Genomic DNA, 18,958 nt, shown 5'->3' with positions numbered 1-18,958 from the left:
CTCACCACTACTGACCACTTGGAGTTGATATGCCTTTACGCTGTAGAACACACGATAAGTTTGCCTCCTTGTTAAAGCCTGCAACGCTTGCAAGCTCGCTAGTATTTTTTACAAGCAGCCTGTATTTCCCCACCGCTATTGCCGATACCGTTGTATCTACACTTGAAGACCAATCGGGCTTAGCTATAACGATTTACAATAGTAACTTGGCACTGATTAAAGATCAGCGCCAAGTTACTATTCCCAAAGGCGAGCACGATGTTGAATTTATTGGTGTTAGCGGCCAAATCAAACCTCAAACGGCCCTTTTACGCAGCACAACAAACGCAAATACACTTAAAGTACTAGAGCAAAACTTTGACTACGACTTGCTAACGCCACAAAAACTGCTTGAAAAATACCAAGGTAAAACAATTCAGCTACAGCGCATAGACAACAGCACAAATACTGCCCTGCCATTACAAAATGCCAAAGTGTTGTCGACCAATAACGGCGTGATTGTAGAGGTGGATGGAAAAATTGAAACCAACCCTAGCGGCCATTTTATATTTCCAGCATTACCAAATAATTTACGCGCACAACCAACATTAACCACCACAGTTAAAAATACCCGTCGCGGTAAAGACACTTACGAGCTGAGCTACCTCACTAACGGCTTATCGTGGCATGCCGATTATGTGGCCCAATTAAAAGAAGATAACAGCCTCGATTTGGCCAGCTGGGTAACACTAAGCAACAACAGCAATACACAATACCGCAATGCAAAAATCCAATTAGTTGCAGGGGAAATAAACCAAGTACACGAACACCCAAAGCGCATGGACATGATGATGGCCAAATCTAGCATGATAATGGCAGAAAGCCCAAGTACCGAAGACTTGATGGAATTTAAGCTCTATAGCTTGCCCCGTCAAACAAACCTAGCCAACGCACAAACTAAACAAGTTTCGTTATTTACAGCTGCCAATGTAACAAGCCAGCAGCAATTAGTGTTCAGCGCGAGCCCCATCAACCGCTATAACATCACTAGCGAAGAAACCCAAAAATTAAAGCCCACTGTGCAGCTTCTCTTAAAAAATGATAAAAAATCTAACTTAGGAATAGCTCTACCGAAAGGGATTGTGCGGGTTTACCAACAAGACAGCCAAGGTAATGCGCAATTTGTTGGCGAAGATAGCCTTGATCACACAGCAGAAAACGAAGATATTGTACTAACACTGGGCAAAAGCTTTGATGTCTCTGCCGAGCGAAAACTACTCGATTACAAAATCATTAATGACAACAACAAGAATTTTGAATTTGAAAGCAGCTATCAAATCACCTTTAACAACGCCAAAAATACCTCGGCAACTGTAAAAATGGTAGAGCACCTCGATGGTCAATGGACGATAAAACAAAGCTCTAGCCCATATACAAAGGAATCGGCAAATAGCGCAGCATGGAACATTACTCTTGCCCCAAAAAGTAAAAGCACGCTCACTTTTACCGTTGCGGTTAAAAGCCGCTAAGCCAACTATTTAGGCCCTTTGTACTCCATCACTAAAGCTTGGTGTCCATTGGAAATTAACGTACTGCGCGCTTTCGCCAGCTGAGAGCGTGTTTTAAATGGCCCTGCAAGCACTCGGTGCCAAGTCTCTCCGTTACGCACCTTCACCTCCTCTGTTCGCGCTTCTAAATTTAACAGCAGCAACTCCACTTTCAGTTGTTCTGCATCTTCTGGTTTTTTAAACGAGGCTACCTGCAAAATAAAAATGCGTTCGGGCTTTGCTTTTGCCTGCGCGGTATCGCCACTGGGGGCTGCAACCGGAACTTCATTTTCTTTTAGCATATGATAAAAATCGAAGCGCGGTTTTTGCGGCTCAGCCTTAGGTGCCGGTGTTTGGGGTTTTGCTGCCGTCTTGGCCGGCGCTGTACGCGTTGTTTTTTCTGGCGCAGCTTTAACAGCTGGCGCAACCACAGGAGTAGGCGCAGCGGTAGATTCAGCCGTGTCTACATCGGCCAATCGCACCAAGAACATAACAAATGCTCCCATCGCCAAGCCTACCAGTAGCCACAACCAGCCCGGTATCGATTTAGCCGGCGGCTCAGGGGCGCGGCGCGCTCTTTTCGTTGTTCTTGCGGCTTTAGCTTTGGGCGCCGTTTTAGCATTTGCGCGCGGCTTTTTTGCGTAATCGTGGGCCATACAGACAACAATCTATTGCTAAGAATCAAGATGGAGTGAAGCAGTGCTCTATAACCGCTGCTTCACAGCGGCCGCCATTTTAGCCGGAGGATAAGCAAAGGTATACCGCGAAACACCTACTAATGTCGGTAACCCTGAATAGCCGTTAAAAAATCATTATTGCTAACCAATAGCTCGCCCACCAGCCGCTCGGCCTCATCATGGTCTTGCTGGTTACAGCTGGCTTCTAAGTGCTCTGCCATGGCTATTAGTTGGGTTCCTCCCAAATTACCTGCTACCCCGCGCAACGTATGGCACAGCGCGGCAGCCTCGGCCAGCTCATTGGACTCTATTTTTTGGTAGAGGTCGCTAATAATCTCTGGGCTTTGCTCTGAATAAGACTGAATCAATGATAACAAGCGTTCTGGGCGACCGCGCACACGCTTTAAGGCACCCGCTAAATCCCAGATTGCAGCTTCTAAGTCTTCAAGCTTTTGCTCCATATTAGATAAGGGCACTGCTCGCGCATCGTCGCTTACGTTATCTTCCCCCAACTCGCAACTTTGTGTCGAAAAGTGCGACGCAGGACCAGAAAAAGGCCTCAATAATTGCGAATTTAGCGCCGGCGCACCTGCTGAGGTATTGCTGGAAGAGGTATTACTGGAAGAAGTAGTACTCTCAAAAGTATTGCTTGCAAAAGTATTACTGGCCGGCGCATCTCTCACAGAAGCCTTATCGTTAACGTCGCTTATGGTTGCTTTGGGTGTATTCCCCACCGCTAATAACCATTGTTTTAAAGTGCTTTCAAGCTTCTCTACATCGATAGGCTTAGGAAGGTAATCATTCATGCCGGCATCAAGGCAGCGCTCTTTATCACCTTTTAATGCGTTCGCTGTCATCGCAATAATCGTTATATTACGATTGGTATCGCCCGCCTCGCCTTGGCGAATAGCCTTGGTCGCGGCAAACCCATCCATTACCGGCATTTGGCAGTCCATGAGCACCAGCTGATACGGGTAAGCCGCAGGAGCCTGAATTAGAGTTGATATAGCCTCTTTACCATCGACCGCAACATCGGCAGTTAGCCCTATGTCTTCCAACAGATTAATAGCAACCTCTCTGTTAATACTATGATCCTCAACCAATAGAATTCTCGCATTTAATGGCCAATCTGTCGGTGAAAGAAGAGGTATTTCTGGCTGCTCTAAATTATCTAAAAAGTGGCGGGTGACTAGCGGAGCAGCATACTCTAACACCGATCCCTCTAAAATTACCTTAATCGCATTCAAGAGTACTTGAGGGCTAACGGGTTTAGGAAAATAACCAGCAAAACCAAGCGCAGCAAATTCAGCCGCATCCCCCCGCTGCGCTTGAGATGTCATCATTATCAGCGGCATCTGCCGGTAACGTGGGTCGCTTTTAAGTGTTTTCCCTAATGTGGCGCCATCAATGCCCGGCATTTGCATATCTAATAACGCGATGTCAAATAAACCGCTTTCAATATGCGCCGAGCACAAAGCGACTGCTTCATTAGCACCGCAAGCCAAATACACGTCGATATTCCATTGTGCTAATTGCTCCGCTACAATTTCTCGATTGGTAGCATTGTCATCAACCACAAGTACTTTTCGATGATTTAAGTCTATTTTTGGCAGTGCCAATTCGGGCGAGGTATCTTTTTGCAAAAATATTTTAAAGCTAAAGCAACTGCCTTGACCAAGATTACTTTCTACCCATACCTCACCATCCATAGCTTCGCACAATTTTTTTACAATCGACAAACCTAAACCTGTGCCACCATACTGCCGAGTATTTGAAGCATCAACCTGCGTAAAAGCATCAAATAAATCAGCTTGTTTTTCTGGCGAAATACCGATACCCGTATCGGTAACATGACCAACAAAGCACAAGCGGCCATCCTCGTTATCCGTCGTTTCGGCCGAAATAACAACCTCGCCCTGATGAGTAAACTTAAGCGCATTACTGATCAAATTCATGAATATTTGTCGCAAACGCCCAGGATCACCAAGCACGTGTGGTTGAGCAACCCCCGTCACATCTAGTATCAATTCTAACTGTTGCTCTTCCGCCCGAAACGCCATAGTTTCGGATACTTCAGCCAACAATCCAATTAAATCAAATGCCAACAACTCCATTTCCAGTTTACCGGCATCAATTTTGGAGAAATCTAATATATCGTTAATAATGGTTAATAACGACTGTGCACTATTTTGTGCAATATTAATTTTTCGATATTGATCGGCATTTAATTCCGTTTTAAGCACTAAGCCCAACATACCTAACACCCCATTCATGGGTGTTCTTATTTCGTGACTCATACTGGCTAGAAAATCACTTTTAGCTTGAGCCGCTGCATTAGCTTCTTCAATTGCCGTTATCAATACTTGCTCGGTTTTTCGGCGTTTTTCTCGATCAACTACACTACTCACAATCGTTGCAATAGTGCCAACAAATGTTTCTTCTGCCGCACTCCAGTCGCGCCGTGACTGCGTATGCTCAACACACACAACGCCAACAAAGCTGCCCCCACCCGATATAACGCCATCTAGCATAGAGACAATACCCAATGGTTTAAGATAGCCTTCGCTAAATTCATAAGAACCAGGGTGAGTATTAGCATCGCCAGCGCTTAATATTGAATGGGTAAACAGGTAATTAAAATATTCGGGGTAGTCGGCCTTAGCCAACACAGCACCAGATGTAAATCTTTTCGGTTCCGACTCGTATAACGACACGCACTCTAGCTGCCCACAGTCATCGTCAAATAGCCAAATACTTACACGACAAGCCTGTAAAGCATCAGAAGCACTCACTAATATTGCCGGTGCCGCAGCAACTAAGTCGCCATGTAATACCTCGTCGCGCAAAGTTAAACTCGCCAGCGCTTGGCTATGTAATACAGATTTTTGATACGTGATTTGATGGCGCTTTCTCTCGTCGATATCTTGAAACGAACCCATTAGTTTAACGCAACGTCCATTTGAAAAAATGGCTTTTCCTGTGGTTGAAACCCAAAGTTCGCGCCCTTGCGCAGTAATTAATTGAACCTCAAGCGCCCAGGCCTCACCAGTCTCTATTGCTTTATTCACAACACTTGTAATTTTATTTCTACTATCCCCCTCTTTATAAAAATTAATAGCTTTATCTAGTGTCGGCTTAAAGGATTCATCGACTTGGTGTATGTTACGCGTAAAAGAAGACCAATAAATTTCTTTTGTGAGTAAGTCAACCTCCCATGCGCCAATATTACCGATCTCGCTCATTTGCTCTAAAAGCATCTGTTGCCGCTCGAGCTCAAGAGCATTATTTTTTTGCTCGGTAATATCGGTTTCAATCGCCATAAAACCTTGTAACTCACCGCCACTACCTAACATCGGGCTACAGTCGATATCAACCCAATAGATACTGCCGTCTTTATGGTAATTTGCCACCTCCACACGAAAATCGCGTTTTTCTGCTATTGCAGCACGCATTTCCCGTATTGTTTTTTCATCTGTTTCAACCCCGTGCAAGAAATCTTTAGGCTTTTTACCAATAAATTCATCCAAGCAATAGCCGGAAATTCCTTCAAATGCCTCATTAGCCCACGTAATTCTTCCTTGATCATCGGTAACGACGACACCGGTGCGTACCTCTTTAGCAATTCGCGATAACATGCGTAATTCTTGCTCGGCTTTGTCTTTCTCGGTAACGTCAAAGGCTGTTGCATAAATTTTTCCGTTGCTTGGATCTGGCGTAAGGTTCCATTGCAACGTAATGTAATCGCCCTCATGCTTGCGAAATCGATTACGAAAACCTACAGAGGAGTGCCCATCAGACAGCGACAGCAACTCATCCATCGTATTGTCGTAATCATCAGGGTGAATAAAGTTAAAGAAAGGCTGCTGCAAAAGTTCGCTTTCTAAATAACCCAACTCATTAACAAATTTTTGATTAACCTTTTCAAAATGGCCACTCACATTTGCCACGCACATATAATCTTGTGACAAATTGAAAAAATTTTTGAGTTGTAAATTTGCCGCTGCCGCACGCTCTTCCGAGCGCTTAACTAGGTCAATATCAATATGAGTGCCCACCATGCGAACAGGGTTTCCTTGTTCGTCCTTTGCTACCACCTTGCCGGTATCAAGCACCCAAATCCAAGAACCATTTTTATGCCGCATGCGCGTTTCAAAAATATAACTGTCTGTTTTACCACTCAAGCAATCATGTAACGCGCTAGACGACGCTGCAAAATCATCAGGGTGGCAGGCGTGCTTCCAAGTTTCTAAGCTTATGGGCTCCAGCTCTGCCAAGGTGTAACCAATAATATTGGCCCAACGCTCGTTAAAGGTTATCTCTTGCGTTTTTAAGTTCCAATCCCAAATACCTGCAGAGGTTCCCTCCAACACTAACTCAAGCTGTGCTTTTTGTTCTTTAATTTGGCGTTGGTAGCGCTCTTGCTCGGTCACATCCCTTAGCACCGCAGCAAAAATTTTGTGGCCATCATCATTAATACTGCTCAGCGATACTTCTGCGGTAAATAGCTCGCCGCTTGCTTTTTTGTATTGCCATAAAAAACGTTGCGGCTCGCCACCTTCCACCATTCGGCTATAAGCCAGCGCTTTAGTGTGGGAATCACTGCCATCGTCTTGCTTCTCGGGAGAAAAATCGCGCAAGCTTTTACCCAAAAACTGCTCTTTAGTGCACTGGAACAGCGCTTGCGTTGCTGGATTACAATCGATAAACACACCGTTACTCGACAAAACAATGGCATCGTTACTGCCATCAACTAGCGCTTTTGTCGTTTCGAACTGTGATTCAACTCGGCGCTTTTGCGCGCTAATAATGCAGTTGTCTAATATCTGGCCAACAGTCGCTAATAAAGGTGTCACCTCTTGTTCTTGCGCCAAATCGTAACCCGTTGGGCGGTTCGCCAACCCCACGACGGCCACCAAGCGTTGCTCAACATAAACCGGCAAGCCAACAAAGGTATGCATAGGGCGAATTTCGTAGTCGCATGCCTTTTGGCTATAAGCTTCAACATCGTTAATAAAAACGGTTTCACCTATGACTAATACGGACGCTAGAATATTTTGAATATCGTGAAATTCCATACCGCCACCAAGGTCTTGGTCGCGGTAAAGCTCTCGGGTATCTGGCGACCAGGAAGTATCCCATAGCGCTCTTGTTCTTAGGTAGGGCTGACCGTAATCGTCATGGCGAACCTCGGCAATGTAGCCATAGTCGCTGGCGGTCATTGCAACCATCTCTTCAAGCAACTGATAAAAGGCCGTTTTAGCATCACCATTATTTAAAAAGCGTGATTGAACCCTAGCAATCAACGCAATCAAATTACTGTGCTTTTGAGCGCGCCTGCGCACGAGAGTTGAAGCCACATAGGCTACCAAGGTGCCGACAAGAGCGCCAATAACAACCGCTATGAGTACATCAAGACCTAGCATCATTCACTTATTCCGTATCGGCTCAAAGTCCGCCTCTCCAGCAAGGAGGTATCACCCAATAAGTGTAGATCAAAAAACACAGCCGAAAAAAAAGGCCGCCTACTGGCGACCTTTTGGAATCAATACGCTAAAGCTTCGTATTGATTAACCAATTTTTGCCATGGTTTTAGCGGCGATGTCGGTAATGCCTTGCCAATCTTTAGCGGCAACAAGGCCTTTGGGCACCAACCATGAACCGCCCACACAAGCCACGTTAGGCAATGCTAAAAAGTCGGTAAAGTCATCGATGGTTAAACCGCCAGTTGGGCAGAAGGTCGCCTGTGGCAATGGGCCGTTTATCGATTTAAGCAACGGTAACCCGCCTACGGCTGTTGCAGGGAATAGTTTAAAGCAGCTTAAACCAAGCTCCATGCCCTGAATCACTTCAGAACAAGTGGCAACGCCAGGCAATAAATTAACGCCGCAGTCTTGCGACTTTTTCACCAAGCCTTCGGTCATGCCTGGCGATACAGCAAAGTCGACACCAATCGCTGCGACTTGCTCAATATTCTGCTGCGTTACGATAGTCCCTACGCCTACGATGATATCTGGGCACGCATCTTTAACGGCTTTGATGCAATCCAAGGCAACAGGGGTACGCAAGGTAATTTCAACCGAGGTAATGCCGCCTTTTTGTAAAGCTTTCGCAACGGGAACGGCATCTTCAACGGCGTCCAATACAATCACAGGCATTACACCTATCGGTGCCAAGAACTCTTTTGTAATACTCATTATTTTGCCCTTTTAAAACGTTTATTCAAAATCAATAGACTGGTTAAATACGCTCGCGCCGTCTTGTGAACGATCAGCCAAACTGCGGAAGCCACCAAATAAGTTGCGCCCCAAATCGTGCGTTTGCGCAGGTTGAGTAGCATCTGTGCGCGTCGCAAGCTCTTGCTCGCTTACTTTTAGCTCTACAATGCCTTGTTCGGCATCAAAGTAAATAACATCGCCCGTTTGCACTTTGGCCAACAAACCACCGTTTAAAGCTTCTGGCGACATGTGAATTGCCGACGGCACCTTACCCGAAGCGCCCGACATGCGGCCATCGGTCACCAGTGCCACCTTAAAGCCCCGGTCTTGCAACAACCCTAATGGCGGCGTCATTTTATGCAGCTCTGGCATACCATTAGCCCGCGGGCCTTGGAAGCGAACAACAGCGATAAAGTCGCGGTTTAACTCGCCACGCTTGAACGCCTCAATCAGGTCGTTTTGGTCTTCAAAAACAATACACGGCGCTTCTAATACTCGAAATTCAGGTGCTACCGCAGAAATCTTAATCACGGCTTGGCCAAGGTTGCCAGCCAACAAGCGCAGCCCACCTTCTGCATCAAAGGGATCAGCAGCGGTGCGTAAAATTAGTGGGTCTTTAGACTCACCGGCTTTGTCTTGCCATACCGCATTGCCCTTGTCATCGAGCTTAGGTTGCATTTCATAGCTATCTAAACCGGACCCCATGATGTTTTTCACATCTTCATTGAGCAAGCCGGCTAAACGTAATTCTTTGACGAGATACGCCATGCCACCAGCTTGGTGAAAGTGGTTCACATCCGCTTCACCGTTGGGGTAAATACGCGCCAACAAAGGCACTGCACGAGAAAGCTCGTCCATATCTTCCCACGTTAAAATCACGCCAGCTGCACGGGCCATAGCCACAAGGTGCATGGTGTGGTTGGTCGAGCCGCCGGTTGCTAGCAAGCCCACAACTGCATTCACAAACGATTTTTCTGTCAGTACCTCGTAGGCAGGTGTGTATGTACCGGCTGCGTCAGTGGACAAAATCAAGCGCTCTACCGCTGCACGCGTTAATGCATCGCGCAGTCCATCATTTGGCGGCACAAAAGAAGACCCAGGCAATTGCACACCCAGCATTTCAACTAACATCTGATTGCTGTTGGCCGTACCGTAAAAAGTACAGGTCCCAGGGCTGTGATAAGACTTACTTTCAACTTCTAGCAAGCGCTCTTCACCCACATCGCCGGCGGCAAACTGCTGGCGAACTTTGGCTTTTTCTTTGTTTGGTATACCTGAAGGCATTGGCCCTGCAGGCACAAATACGGCCGGTAAGTGGCCAAACGTGGCAGCCGCTACTACTAAGCCAGGTACGATTTTATCGCACACACCCAAAAACATATTGCCGTCGAACATGTTATGGCTTAAGCCAACAGCGGCAGACATCGCCACTACTTCACGGCTAAACAAGCTAAGCTCCATACCGGCTAAGCCTTGGGTTACCCCGTCGCACATAGCAGGAACACCACCGGCAATTTGCGCGGTACTGCCCATCGCACGGGCCGCTTCTTTGATGATGTTTGGGTAAGTTTCGTAAGGTTGATGCGCCGACAACATGTCGTTGTAGGCCGTTGTAATACTGAGGTTTGCGCTCTGCATTAAACGAATAGTGTTTTTGTCTTCAGTCGAACATGCGGCATAGGCGTGCGCCAAGTTTCCGCAAGACAAGCGTTTTTTCGGTGGTTGCTCGTCCATTGTGCGTTTCATGGCAGCCAAATAAGGCTGTCGCGTTTTGGCACTACGTTCGATTATTCGAGCCGTTACCGCTTCAATCACACTGTTCACAGAGTTGCTCCCGTTATGCTTTCGCAAAATGCTGCTTTGTACCGCATATCAATCTCGGCCTTTAACACAGATACGCCAGGGCAAATCCCCAACATACCTGCAAATGTGTTTGATTGTGCGACAACGACCGAATACGCACAACCACTATTGCCGCCGATACGCTAAGGTATCCCTTAATCGGCGGCAATAAACGCTAGGTTATTACCTAGTGGCCATTGTGCCAACGGCGACCATCGCGGGCCATAAACTCGTCAGACTCTTCTGGGCCTTCACTACCGGCAGCATAGCCCACTGTTTTGTGCTCTTCGCTGGCCCAAGCTGCGCGCATGGTGTCAATCCAATCCCACGCGGCCTCTACTTCAGGCTCACTCACAAACAACGTTTGGTCGTTGCGAATAACATCAAACAATAAGCGCGAATATGCATCGTGGCGCTTAGCTTTTGCGGTTTCACAGAAGGACAAGTCTAGAGTGCGGTCGATCAATGGAACGCGCGCATCCAAACCAGCTTTTTTATTCTTCATGCGAATGCGAATGCCTTCGTCTGGCTGAAGGTGAATCACCAATTGGTTAGCGCAGTTATCGGTTAGCTGGTCGCGGAATAAACGGGTGTTATTTTGCTTGAACTGAATAACAATTTCACCGTGGCGCTTATCCAAACGCTTACCAGTGCGCAAATAAACCGGCGTACCCGACCAACGGAAGTTCTCGATTTCAGCTTTGATGCCAACATAAGTTTCAACATCACTAGCGCGACCTTGGCTTTCCTCCTCTTCAAGGTAGCCTGGCACTTGCTCTACGCCAACCACACCCGCGCGGTACTGACCGCGAACGGTAGAATCTTTAACATTGCTCGCATCAATAGGCTTTAAACACTTGAGTATTTTCAGCTTCTCGGCGCGTACACAGTCGGCATCTAGGCTGGCTGGTGGCTCCATGCATACAAGGCATAGCACTTGTAGCAAGTGGTTTTGCACCATATCGCGAATGGCGCCGGTTTCTTCGTAAAAGTCCCAACGGTTGCCACAACCTACGGTTTCGCTCACGGTAATTTGAATGTGATCAATGTGGCGGTGGTTCCAGATCGGCTCAAAAATATCGTTCGCAAAACGCAAAGCCAACAAGTTTTGCACCGACTCCTTACCTAAGTAATGGTCGATACGGAAAATCTGGTTTTCTTTAAATACGCGGCTGAACTCTTGGTCGATAGCTAAGAATGTTTCTTTGCTATTACCCAACGGCTTTTCAACGACAATACGCGTGTTTTCACCTGCCATATTGGCTGCTTCTAACGCGGTACAAATTTTGCCGAAGATGCTCGGTGGCACAGCCAAATACACTATCAAGCTTGCGCCATCGGTAAAGTGTTCTTTCTTGATGCGCTCAAGGCTTGCAGGGTCAGTTGAGTCGCCTTGCACGTAGTTCAAGCAAGGCGCAAATTTCTCCCAGACCACATCGTCATACAAAGCGCCTGTATTTTCCACCAACCACTCTTTGACTTTCGCGACAAAGGCATCGTGCTCACGGGCAGAGCGCGCCATACCAAAAATCTTGGTGTTTTCGGGCATGCAACCGTTAAGCGTTAAGTAGTACAACGAGGGATAAAGTTTGCGCAGCGCCAAATCGCCATCGCCACCTACAATCAAGATGTCAGTATTCATACTAGTCACACCAGCCTTATTTACGTGGGAAGAGTGCTTTCACCCTAAAATTTTTAAGAATTTTGCTCGTTTTGAGAGCAAATCATGGGGCAAACTCAGCGAGAATGCGTGCAAAAACACCAGCACGCTTCATTTGCATGACCCGAATTACCTAACGTCAATCACCGTGATAGCTCGGCCAGCCTAGGTTTCATGGGCCAAAGTGCTGACTATGCTGCCAGCTTAGCGGGCGGTATTGTAGAGGTTGCTTGGTTGCTTTTTCAACTGTGATTACGGATAATCGCCGCGCTTTTAGCGGGATATTATTCTCGTTGACTATAAGGTTTTGGGCAAGCTCCCCTTTTAGAGCGGTACTCCCACGCCCGCCCCTCATTACTCATAATCTAGGAATCCCACTATGATTCGCATCGGTATTAATGGTTTTGGCCGCATTGGCCGATTTGTATTTCGCGCAGCCTGTGAGCGTTCAGATGTTCAAGTGGTCGGCATCAACGACCTTATTGACGTAGATTACCTCGCCTACATGCTTAAGTATGACTCCACCCATGGCCGCTTTAACGGCGATGTTGAAGTCGTTGATGGTAGCTTGGTTGTTAACGGCAATACCGTTCGCATTACTGCAGAACGCGACCCTGCCAACCTGAAGTGGAACGAAATCAATGCAGACTACATTGTAGAATCAACCGGTTTCTTCCTTACCGACGAAACCGCACGTAAGCACATCGAAGCTGGCGCCAAGAAAGTTGTGATGTCTGCTCCGTCTAAAGACGCGACCCCCATGTTTGTTATGGGCGTTAACCACGAGTCTTACGCTGGCCAAGACATCGTATCTAACGCCTCTTGTACCACCAACTGTTTAGCGCCACTTGCCAAAGTTATCAATGACAACTTCGGCATTGTTGAAGGCTTAATGACAACCGTACACGCCACAACCGCAACCCAAAAAACCGTTGACGGCCCATCAGTAAAAGACTGGCGCGGCGGCCGCGGTGCAGGCCAAAACATCATTCCTTCATCAACTGGTGCAGCCAAAGCGGTAGGCAAGGTTATTCCAGAGCTTAACGGCAAATTAACCGGTATGGCGTTCCGCGTACCTACGCCAGATGTTTCTGTTGTTGACTTAACTTGCCGCCTTGAAAAATCGGCTAGCTACGAAGATATTTGCGCGGTAATGAAAGCGGCCTCTGTTGGCGAGCTTAAAGGCGTATTAGGCTACACCGAAGACGATGTTGTTTCGAACGACTTCGTTGGCGAAAAATGCACCTCTGTATTTGATGCCGGCGCAGGTATTGCCTTAAACGACAACTTTGTAAAACTAGTAAGTTGGTACGATAACGAAATTGGTTATTCAAACAAAGTCGTTGATTTAATTACTCATATTGCTAAGTAATTAAATATTCGCTGATAAAAAAAGGGAGCCACTTGGCTCCCTTTTTTTATTAAAGCCAGCGAAAATCTTAACGCCCCACCCCCTAAGCCAGCCAAAGCTCCAAATCCTCGTCGTGCCACTTAGCGATAACATCAAAACCGTCTTCGGCCACCTTGAGATAAACATCAATAATCTCGGTAGCCAGTTTAAAGAGCTGGTGCGAACTACTGCTTATTTCCGCACCCGAAAGCACATCCATATCTACAGTGTTTAACAAAAACATTAGCTTCAATTCGTAGGTTTTAATATAACTTACCGAAGGTAAAGCGCCCTCTAATATGTTTTGCATGCGCTCGGCTTGCAGCCGTAGTTTTTCGTGCTGGGTGCGCACGCATTGCAGCGCGAAACGCAGCTTGCGGTCCAAATAGTATTCGCACTCACCTTTAGCCGCAGCATAGGTGGCCAAGCCGCGCATGCGCGCTAATTGCTCGACCATTTCCGGCGTTTGCTTAGCAATAAAATTGAGTAATTCGATTTGTTTAAAAATTTTGGGGTAGTTTTCTTCGCTGCCGATGAGTTCGGCACCGTGGTCTTCCACCATAGCGGCAGATACTGGGCGCTCAATTTTTTTTGCCAACTGCACCATCATGCTGTGCAGCTGCTCAATAAAGTGCGAATGCAGTTCGAAGTTATCAATTACATCATCGTTTTGCCAATCGGCGCTGATGGTATTCCAAGCATTGTGCAGGTTTTGCTGGTCGCGCTCGCTCAGTAAGTCGCCACCGGCAGCAGCAAAAATTTCTAACGAGGCTAATCTGCGCTCGACTTGGCGCTGCAAAATGGCAAAGTCACCTTCAAACATCGTATTGCCCGCCAACAAAGCCATTGTCATACCGCGGTGGCGCTGAACCGCCTTAGACATATGGTGCAACTGGCGCAACAATACAATCGCATCCCGCTGGCTTCGAAATTGCGAGCAGAAAAGCTCGAAGGGCTCGGGCCGCTCGCTCTGCATTGGGGCAGTTGTCATGCTCAATTCTCTTATTTGGTGCATATCGCGTGTTACGCTAGCAGGAATCACGTCTTCATTTCCCGCCATTAAGCTCTATTTAGTGCACGATACCGTTATTACTTGGCAAAAATCAAAATCGCCAACGCTGTAATTCTCTGTTGTCCTCTGTTGTCCTCCCAGCAACGCTCATGCCAGCAATCACGGTTTGAACATTTACCCTGCTGCGCCATAAAATTCAGGCTTATTCACGCTAAGGGCCAAGCAATTTGGCATCGGGCTATCGGCACCGTTTTATTTAGCCTGCTCAGGCCCTATAATCACAAGCTTTTTGCAAAGGCAGCGCCTTTGCCTCACTGGGTTAGAGATCAAACAACTGATGAACGAGAATTACAATCCGTCCGAGATCGAACAAGACGCGCAGCGTTTTTGGTTAGACAACAACAGCTTTGCGGTAACAGAAGATACCAGCAAAGAAAAATTCTACTGTCTTGCCATGTTCCCCTACCCCAGTGGCCGCCTTCATATGGGGCATGTTCGCAACTACACCATTACCGACGTTATTTCGCGCTATCAGCGCATGCTGGGCAAAAACGTATTGCACCCTATGGGTTGGGATGCATTTGGTTTACCGGCCGAAAACGCCGCCATCAAAAACAATACCGCACCGGCAAAATGGACGTACAGCAACACCGACTACATGCGCGACCAACTTAAAGCCCTAGGCTTTGGTTTTGATTGGAGCCGCGAAGTCACCACCTGCAAACCCGACTACTACAAGTGGGAGCAATGGTTCTTCACGCGCCTGTACGAAAAAGGTTTGGCCTACAAAAAGGTATCTACCGTTAACTGGTGCCCAGTAGACGAAACCGTATTAGCTAACGAGCAAGTCGAAGATGGCTGCTGCTGGCGTTGTGGCACCAATGTCGAGAAAAAAGAAATCCCGCAGTGGTTTATCCGCATTACCGATTACGCCGAAGAACTGCTCAACGACTTAGATAAACTACCGCATTGGCCCGAGCAAGTTAAAACCATGCAGCGCAACTGGATAGGCAAAAGCCGCGGTGTAGAAATGCGCTTCGACTTAACAACGCCGGTAGCCGAGCACACAGGCTTCGAGGTCTATACCACCCGCCCAGATACCATTATGGGCGTCACCTACGTAAGCTTGGCTGCCCAGCACCCCATCGCACTAGAGCTGGCCAAAACCAATGCCGAGCTAGCCGCCTTTATCGAAGCCTGCAAAGTGCAATCGGTCAGCGAAGCCGACATGGCCACCATGGAGAAAAAAGGCTTTGATACCGGCATTACCGCTGCCCACCCCATTACCGGCGAGCCCGTTAGCGTTTGGGTAGCCAACTACGTATTGATGGATTACGGCTCCGGTGCCGTTATGGCTGTGCCCGCACACGACGAGCGCGATTACGAATTTGCCAAAAAGTACAACCTTGCCATTAACCAAGTGATCGCCCCTAGCGACAGTACCGAAATCAACTTGGCCGAAGCCGCATTTACCGACAAAGGCGTACTGGTTAACTCGGGCGAATTCGATGGCCTCGATTTTAACGGCGCCTTTACCGCCATCGTGCAAACCTTAGAGGCCGCCAACAAAGGCCGCGCCACCACCAATTACCGCTTGCGCGATTGGGGCGTTTCGCGCCAGCGCTACTGGGGCACCCCCATCCCCATCTTTAATTTAGCCGCCGGTGGCGAAATTCCCGTACCGGCGCACAAGCTGCCTATATTGCTACCCGAAGAAGTCGAAATGGACGGCGTGCAATCGCCCATTAAAGCCGACCCCGAATGGCGCAAAGGCAATATCGACGGCCAAGCAGGCGAGCACGAAACCGATACCTTCGATACCTTTATGGAATCTAGCTGGTACTACGCGCGCTACACCAGCCCCAATGCCGATAGCATGCTAGACCCCGACAAAGCCAATTACTGGCTACCGGTGGACCAATATGTCGGCGGTATCGAACACGCCATTTTGCACTTGTTGTATGCCCGTTTTTTCCACAAACTCATGCGCGATGAAGGCCTAGTAAACTGCGACGAGCCTTTCGACCGCCTGCTGTGCCAAGGCATGGTAAACGCCGAATCCTTCTTTATTAAAGAAGGCGGTCGCACCGAGTGGATAGCCCCCGCCGATGTCCGCGTTGAGCGCGACGAAAAAGGCAAAATGATCAACGCCTTCCATGCCGAAACCGAGCAACCGCTAGAATTTGGCGGCGTGATCAAAATGAGCAAATCGAAAAACAACGGGGTAGACCCAGAGTACGTGGTGCGCGAATACGGCGCCGATACCATTCGCCTATTCAGCATGTTTGCCGCACCACCAGAGCAAAGCCTAGAGTGGACAGATTCCGGCGTAGAAGGCGCCAGCCGCTTTATTAAAAAACTATGGCGCGCCGTACACCTACATTTGGAAGCTGGTGAACCCGGCCCGCTTACGGTAGATGCGCTAACGACCACGCATACCGATTTGCGCCGCAAAACGCACGAAACCATCAACAAAGTCAGCGATGATTTTGGCCGCCGCCAAACGTTTAATACCGCCATTGCCGCCGTTATGGAATTGCTAAACGACGTCAGCCGCAACGCCGACCGCGCCACACCACTGGGCTTAGCGGTAGAGCGCGAGGCGCTAGAATCCGCCGTGGTTATGCTTGCGCCGATTATCCCCCATGCCTGCCATGCACTCTGGCAAGGCTTAGGGCACGGCAGCAATTTGCTGGATGCACCTTGGCCCAAAGTGGACGAAGCCGCCCTAGTGCGTGCAAGCGTAACGATTGTGGTACAGGTTAATGGCAAAGTGCGCAGCAAGCTCGAACTACCGGCCGATGTCAGCAAAGGCGACGCCGAAAAAGCCGCTATGGCCGACGAAAACGTTATGCGTTTTATCGACGATAAAACCGTGCGCAAAGTGATCGTAGTGCCTGGCAAGCTGGTTAATATCGTCGCCAACTAAAGCGCCGCCCGCCTTGCACCTAGGTGCAAGGCGCATTCACTACAATCAGTATTGCCTGCCACCCGCTACTCGAGACCCGCTAACCATGCCCTCAGCCACGCCGCGTTTAACATCACTTCGGTTTGCCTTAATCGGCTTATTGGCCCTCACCATTACCGCTTGTGGCTGGCAACTTCGCGGCTTTAATAAAGGGCAATTGCCGCCAGAGCTCGCCTTAAAAACCGCCGACCCTTACGCCGCAATTGCTCGCCAACTGCAGCAAACCTTGGTACGCCGCGGCGTAAAAATTACCCCCAGCGCACCACTCACGCTCTGGTTAGATACCGAAGAGCTCGAAAAGCGCACCGTAGCCGTTACCAGTATTGGCGCGGCAGCCCAGTACGAGTTGCGCCTAGAAATTGCCTACAGCTACACCCCCAAAGGCGCGCAGCCTGCATTGCCCACCACCCTAACCACCCAGCGGGTATACGACTTTATTCCCGGCACCAACTTAGCCAAAGCCGAAGAGCAGCAAACCCTCGTCAAAGAAATGCGGCAAGAACTCATCAACCGCATTTTGCTGCAAAGCATGAGCCATACAAACACCCTAACAGTGCCAGCACAAAGCACCCAAAGCACCAGCGCCCACACGAGCAGCAGCCATGGCACGCATTAATGCAGAACAACTGCAAAACCACTGCAGCAGCCCGTTACTGCCGGTTTACTTTATCACCGGCGACGAACCGCTATTAGTGCAAGAATCCTGCGACATGCTGCGCCAAGCCGCCCGCACACAAGGCTTTAGCGAGCGCGAGCTGTACCACACCGACGCCAACCTCGACTGGCAACAACTGCTGCAAAGCGCCAACAGCATGAGCCTGTTCGCCGAGCGCAAAATTATCGAGGTGCGCAGCCACACCGCCAAACCCAACGATGCCGCCAAACAAGCACTGCTGGAATACTGTAAAAACCCAAGCCCAGACACCCTGCTAATACTGGTCTTCCCCAAAATTGACCGCGCCACGCAAAACGCCAAATGGTTTAAAGCCGTCGATAGCGTGGGCGGCACACTGCAAATATGGCCTATTAGCCCCAAGTTTTTCCCGCGCTGGGTCGATTTGCGCTTAAAGTCTGAAGGCTTGCGTGCCAGCAGCGATGCCGTAGGCATACTCGCCAGCAAAGTCGAAGGCAACCTACTGGCTTGCGTACAAGAAATTCAAAAACTTAAGCTCGTTAGCGACGATGGCGTGATTGACGGCCGCACTATGGCCAATGCCGTCGTCGACAGCGCCCGTTACGATATCTTCACCCTAGTAGACCGCGCCACCGGTGGCGATGCACGCGCCGCCACACGTACACTGCAAGGCCTGCGCGAAGAAGGCACCGAAGCCACCATTATTTTATGGGCGCTATCGCGCGAAATTCGCGCCCTCAATGCACTACTGTTTACCAAGCAAAGCGGTGGCAGCATTGAAAGCGTGGCTAAACAACACGGTATTTTCGACAAACGCATACCCTTAGTACGCCAAGCCTTGGGCCGCTTAAAAGCGGGCCAACTGCGCCTGCTATTACGCCAGTGCGCGCTGGCCGACCGCGCCATTAAGGGCGCCAGTAAACAAGATGCTTGGGGCTTAATTAACGACATTACATTAATGCTTTCTGGCGTGCGTGCTTTGTCCACAAAAGCGCTTCAGCAACAGCTTAATCAGTAAAGGTTTATTTCGGCAT

12 protein-coding genes are annotated in these 18,958 nt (G+C 48.6%); 6 read left to right on the top strand and 6 right to left on the bottom strand.

Annotated features, from left to right (window positions below):
* Positions 1 to 29 precede the first annotated feature (29 nt).
* Complete coding sequence (locus MARGE09_RS07145) at positions 30 to 1,508, top strand: DUF4139 domain-containing protein (protein ID WP_236986653.1); 1,479 nt, start codon at positions 30 to 32, stop codon at positions 1,506 to 1,508.
* Between the two features lie 5 nt (positions 1,509 to 1,513).
* On the opposite strand, the gene MARGE09_RS07140 is transcribed toward MARGE09_RS07145, so the two are convergent.
* From MARGE09_RS07140 to zwf, 5 genes are all read right to left on the bottom strand, one after another.
* On the bottom strand, positions 1,514 to 2,182 hold the full coding sequence (locus MARGE09_RS07140; RefSeq protein WP_236986652.1) for an SPOR domain-containing protein: 669 nt from the start codon (positions 2,180 to 2,182) through the stop codon (positions 1,514 to 1,516).
* A gap of 119 nt (positions 2,183 to 2,301) precedes the next feature.
* Complete coding sequence (locus tag MARGE09_RS07135) at positions 2,302 to 7,629, bottom strand: PAS domain S-box protein (RefSeq protein WP_236986651.1); 5,328 nt, start codon at positions 7,627 to 7,629, stop codon at positions 2,302 to 2,304.
* 141 nt (positions 7,630 to 7,770) lie between these two features.
* Positions 7,771 to 8,397, bottom strand: a complete 627-nt coding sequence (gene eda, locus MARGE09_RS07130) for a bifunctional 4-hydroxy-2-oxoglutarate aldolase/2-dehydro-3-deoxy-phosphogluconate aldolase (protein WP_236986650.1) — start codon at positions 8,395 to 8,397, stop codon at positions 7,771 to 7,773.
* Positions 8,398 to 8,418: 21 nt separating this feature from the next.
* The gene (gene edd / locus MARGE09_RS07125) at positions 8,419 to 10,242 is read right to left on the bottom strand and encodes a phosphogluconate dehydratase (protein ID WP_236986649.1); all 1,824 of its coding nucleotides are present in this window, start codon (positions 10,240 to 10,242) and stop codon (positions 8,419 to 8,421) included.
* Between the two features lie 205 nt (positions 10,243 to 10,447).
* Complete coding sequence (gene zwf, locus MARGE09_RS07120) at positions 10,448 to 11,902, bottom strand: glucose-6-phosphate dehydrogenase (RefSeq protein WP_236986648.1); 1,455 nt, start codon at positions 11,900 to 11,902, stop codon at positions 10,448 to 10,450.
* Between the two features lie 397 nt (positions 11,903 to 12,299).
* Between zwf and gap the strand changes: the two genes are divergently transcribed.
* Positions 12,300 to 13,292 carry a type I glyceraldehyde-3-phosphate dehydrogenase gene (gene gap, locus MARGE09_RS07115; protein ID WP_236986647.1) on the top strand — a complete coding sequence of 331 codons (993 nt, stop codon included), beginning with the start codon at positions 12,300 to 12,302 and terminating at the stop codon, positions 13,290 to 13,292.
* A gap of 82 nt (positions 13,293 to 13,374) precedes the next feature.
* On the opposite strand, the gene MARGE09_RS07110 is transcribed toward gap, so the two are convergent.
* A complete protein-coding gene (locus MARGE09_RS07110) occupies positions 13,375 to 14,301 on the bottom strand; it encodes a lytic murein transglycosylase (protein WP_236986646.1) in 927 nt (308 codons plus the stop codon).
* Between MARGE09_RS07110 and MARGE09_RS21555 the strand changes: the two genes are divergently transcribed.
* From MARGE09_RS21555 to holA, 4 genes are all read left to right on the top strand, one after another.
* Complete coding sequence (locus tag MARGE09_RS21555) at positions 14,300 to 14,434, top strand: hypothetical protein (protein WP_255711896.1); 135 nt, start codon at positions 14,300 to 14,302, stop codon at positions 14,432 to 14,434. The genes MARGE09_RS07110 and MARGE09_RS21555 overlap by 2 nt on opposite strands.
* A gap of 225 nt (positions 14,435 to 14,659) precedes the next feature.
* Positions 14,660 to 17,251, top strand: coding sequence for a leucine--tRNA ligase (gene leuS / locus MARGE09_RS07105; RefSeq protein WP_236986645.1), 2,592 nt, complete (start codon positions 14,660 to 14,662; stop codon positions 17,249 to 17,251).
* Between the two features lie 85 nt (positions 17,252 to 17,336).
* On the top strand, positions 17,337 to 17,906 hold the full coding sequence (locus tag MARGE09_RS07100; protein ID WP_236986644.1) for an LPS-assembly lipoprotein LptE: 570 nt from the start codon (positions 17,337 to 17,339) through the stop codon (positions 17,904 to 17,906).
* Entirely contained in the window at positions 17,893 to 18,942 is a 1,050-nt protein-coding gene (gene holA, locus MARGE09_RS07095) for a DNA polymerase III subunit delta (protein ID WP_236986643.1), read from the top strand. The genes MARGE09_RS07100 and holA overlap by 14 nt, the downstream gene beginning before the upstream one ends.
* Positions 18,943 to 18,958 lie beyond the last annotated feature (16 nt).

Origin of the sequence: Marinagarivorans cellulosilyticus (genome assembly GCF_021655555.1) — a bacterium.
Classification (GTDB): Bacteria; Pseudomonadota; Gammaproteobacteria; order Pseudomonadales; family Cellvibrionaceae; genus Marinagarivorans; species Marinagarivorans cellulosilyticus.
The sequence above is the reverse complement of the archived record's forward strand: the minus strand, read 5'-3'. Positions and strand labels throughout refer to the sequence as shown.

Excerpts from the sequence above, each read along its gene's own strand:
- MARGE09_RS07110 (WP_236986646.1), bottom strand. The coding sequence starts at position 14,301 with ATGACAACTGCCCCAATGCAGAGCGAGCGGCCCGAGCCCTTCGAGCTT.
- MARGE09_RS07145 (WP_236986653.1), top strand. The coding sequence starts at position 30 with ATGCCTTTACGCTGTAGAACACACGATAAGTTTGCCTCCTTGTTAAAG.
- MARGE09_RS21555 (WP_255711896.1), top strand. The coding sequence starts at position 14,300 with ATGCTCAATTCTCTTATTTGGTGCATATCGCGTGTTACGCTAGCAGGA.
- gap (WP_236986647.1), top strand. The coding sequence starts at position 12,300 with ATGATTCGCATCGGTATTAATGGTTTTGGCCGCATTGGCCGATTTGTA.
- zwf (WP_236986648.1), bottom strand. The coding sequence starts at position 11,902 with ATGAATACTGACATCTTGATTGTAGGTGGCGATGGCGATTTGGCGCTG.
- MARGE09_RS07100 (WP_236986644.1), top strand. The coding sequence starts at position 17,337 with ATGCCCTCAGCCACGCCGCGTTTAACATCACTTCGGTTTGCCTTAATC.
- eda (WP_236986650.1), bottom strand. The coding sequence starts at position 8,397 with ATGAGTATTACAAAAGAGTTCTTGGCACCGATAGGTGTAATGCCTGTG.
- leuS (WP_236986645.1), top strand. The coding sequence starts at position 14,660 with ATGAACGAGAATTACAATCCGTCCGAGATCGAACAAGACGCGCAGCGT.
- holA (WP_236986643.1), top strand. The coding sequence starts at position 17,893 with ATGGCACGCATTAATGCAGAACAACTGCAAAACCACTGCAGCAGCCCG.
- MARGE09_RS07135 (WP_236986651.1), bottom strand. The coding sequence starts at position 7,629 with ATGATGCTAGGTCTTGATGTACTCATAGCGGTTGTTATTGGCGCTCTT.
- MARGE09_RS07140 (WP_236986652.1), bottom strand. The coding sequence starts at position 2,182 with ATGGCCCACGATTACGCAAAAAAGCCGCGCGCAAATGCTAAAACGGCG.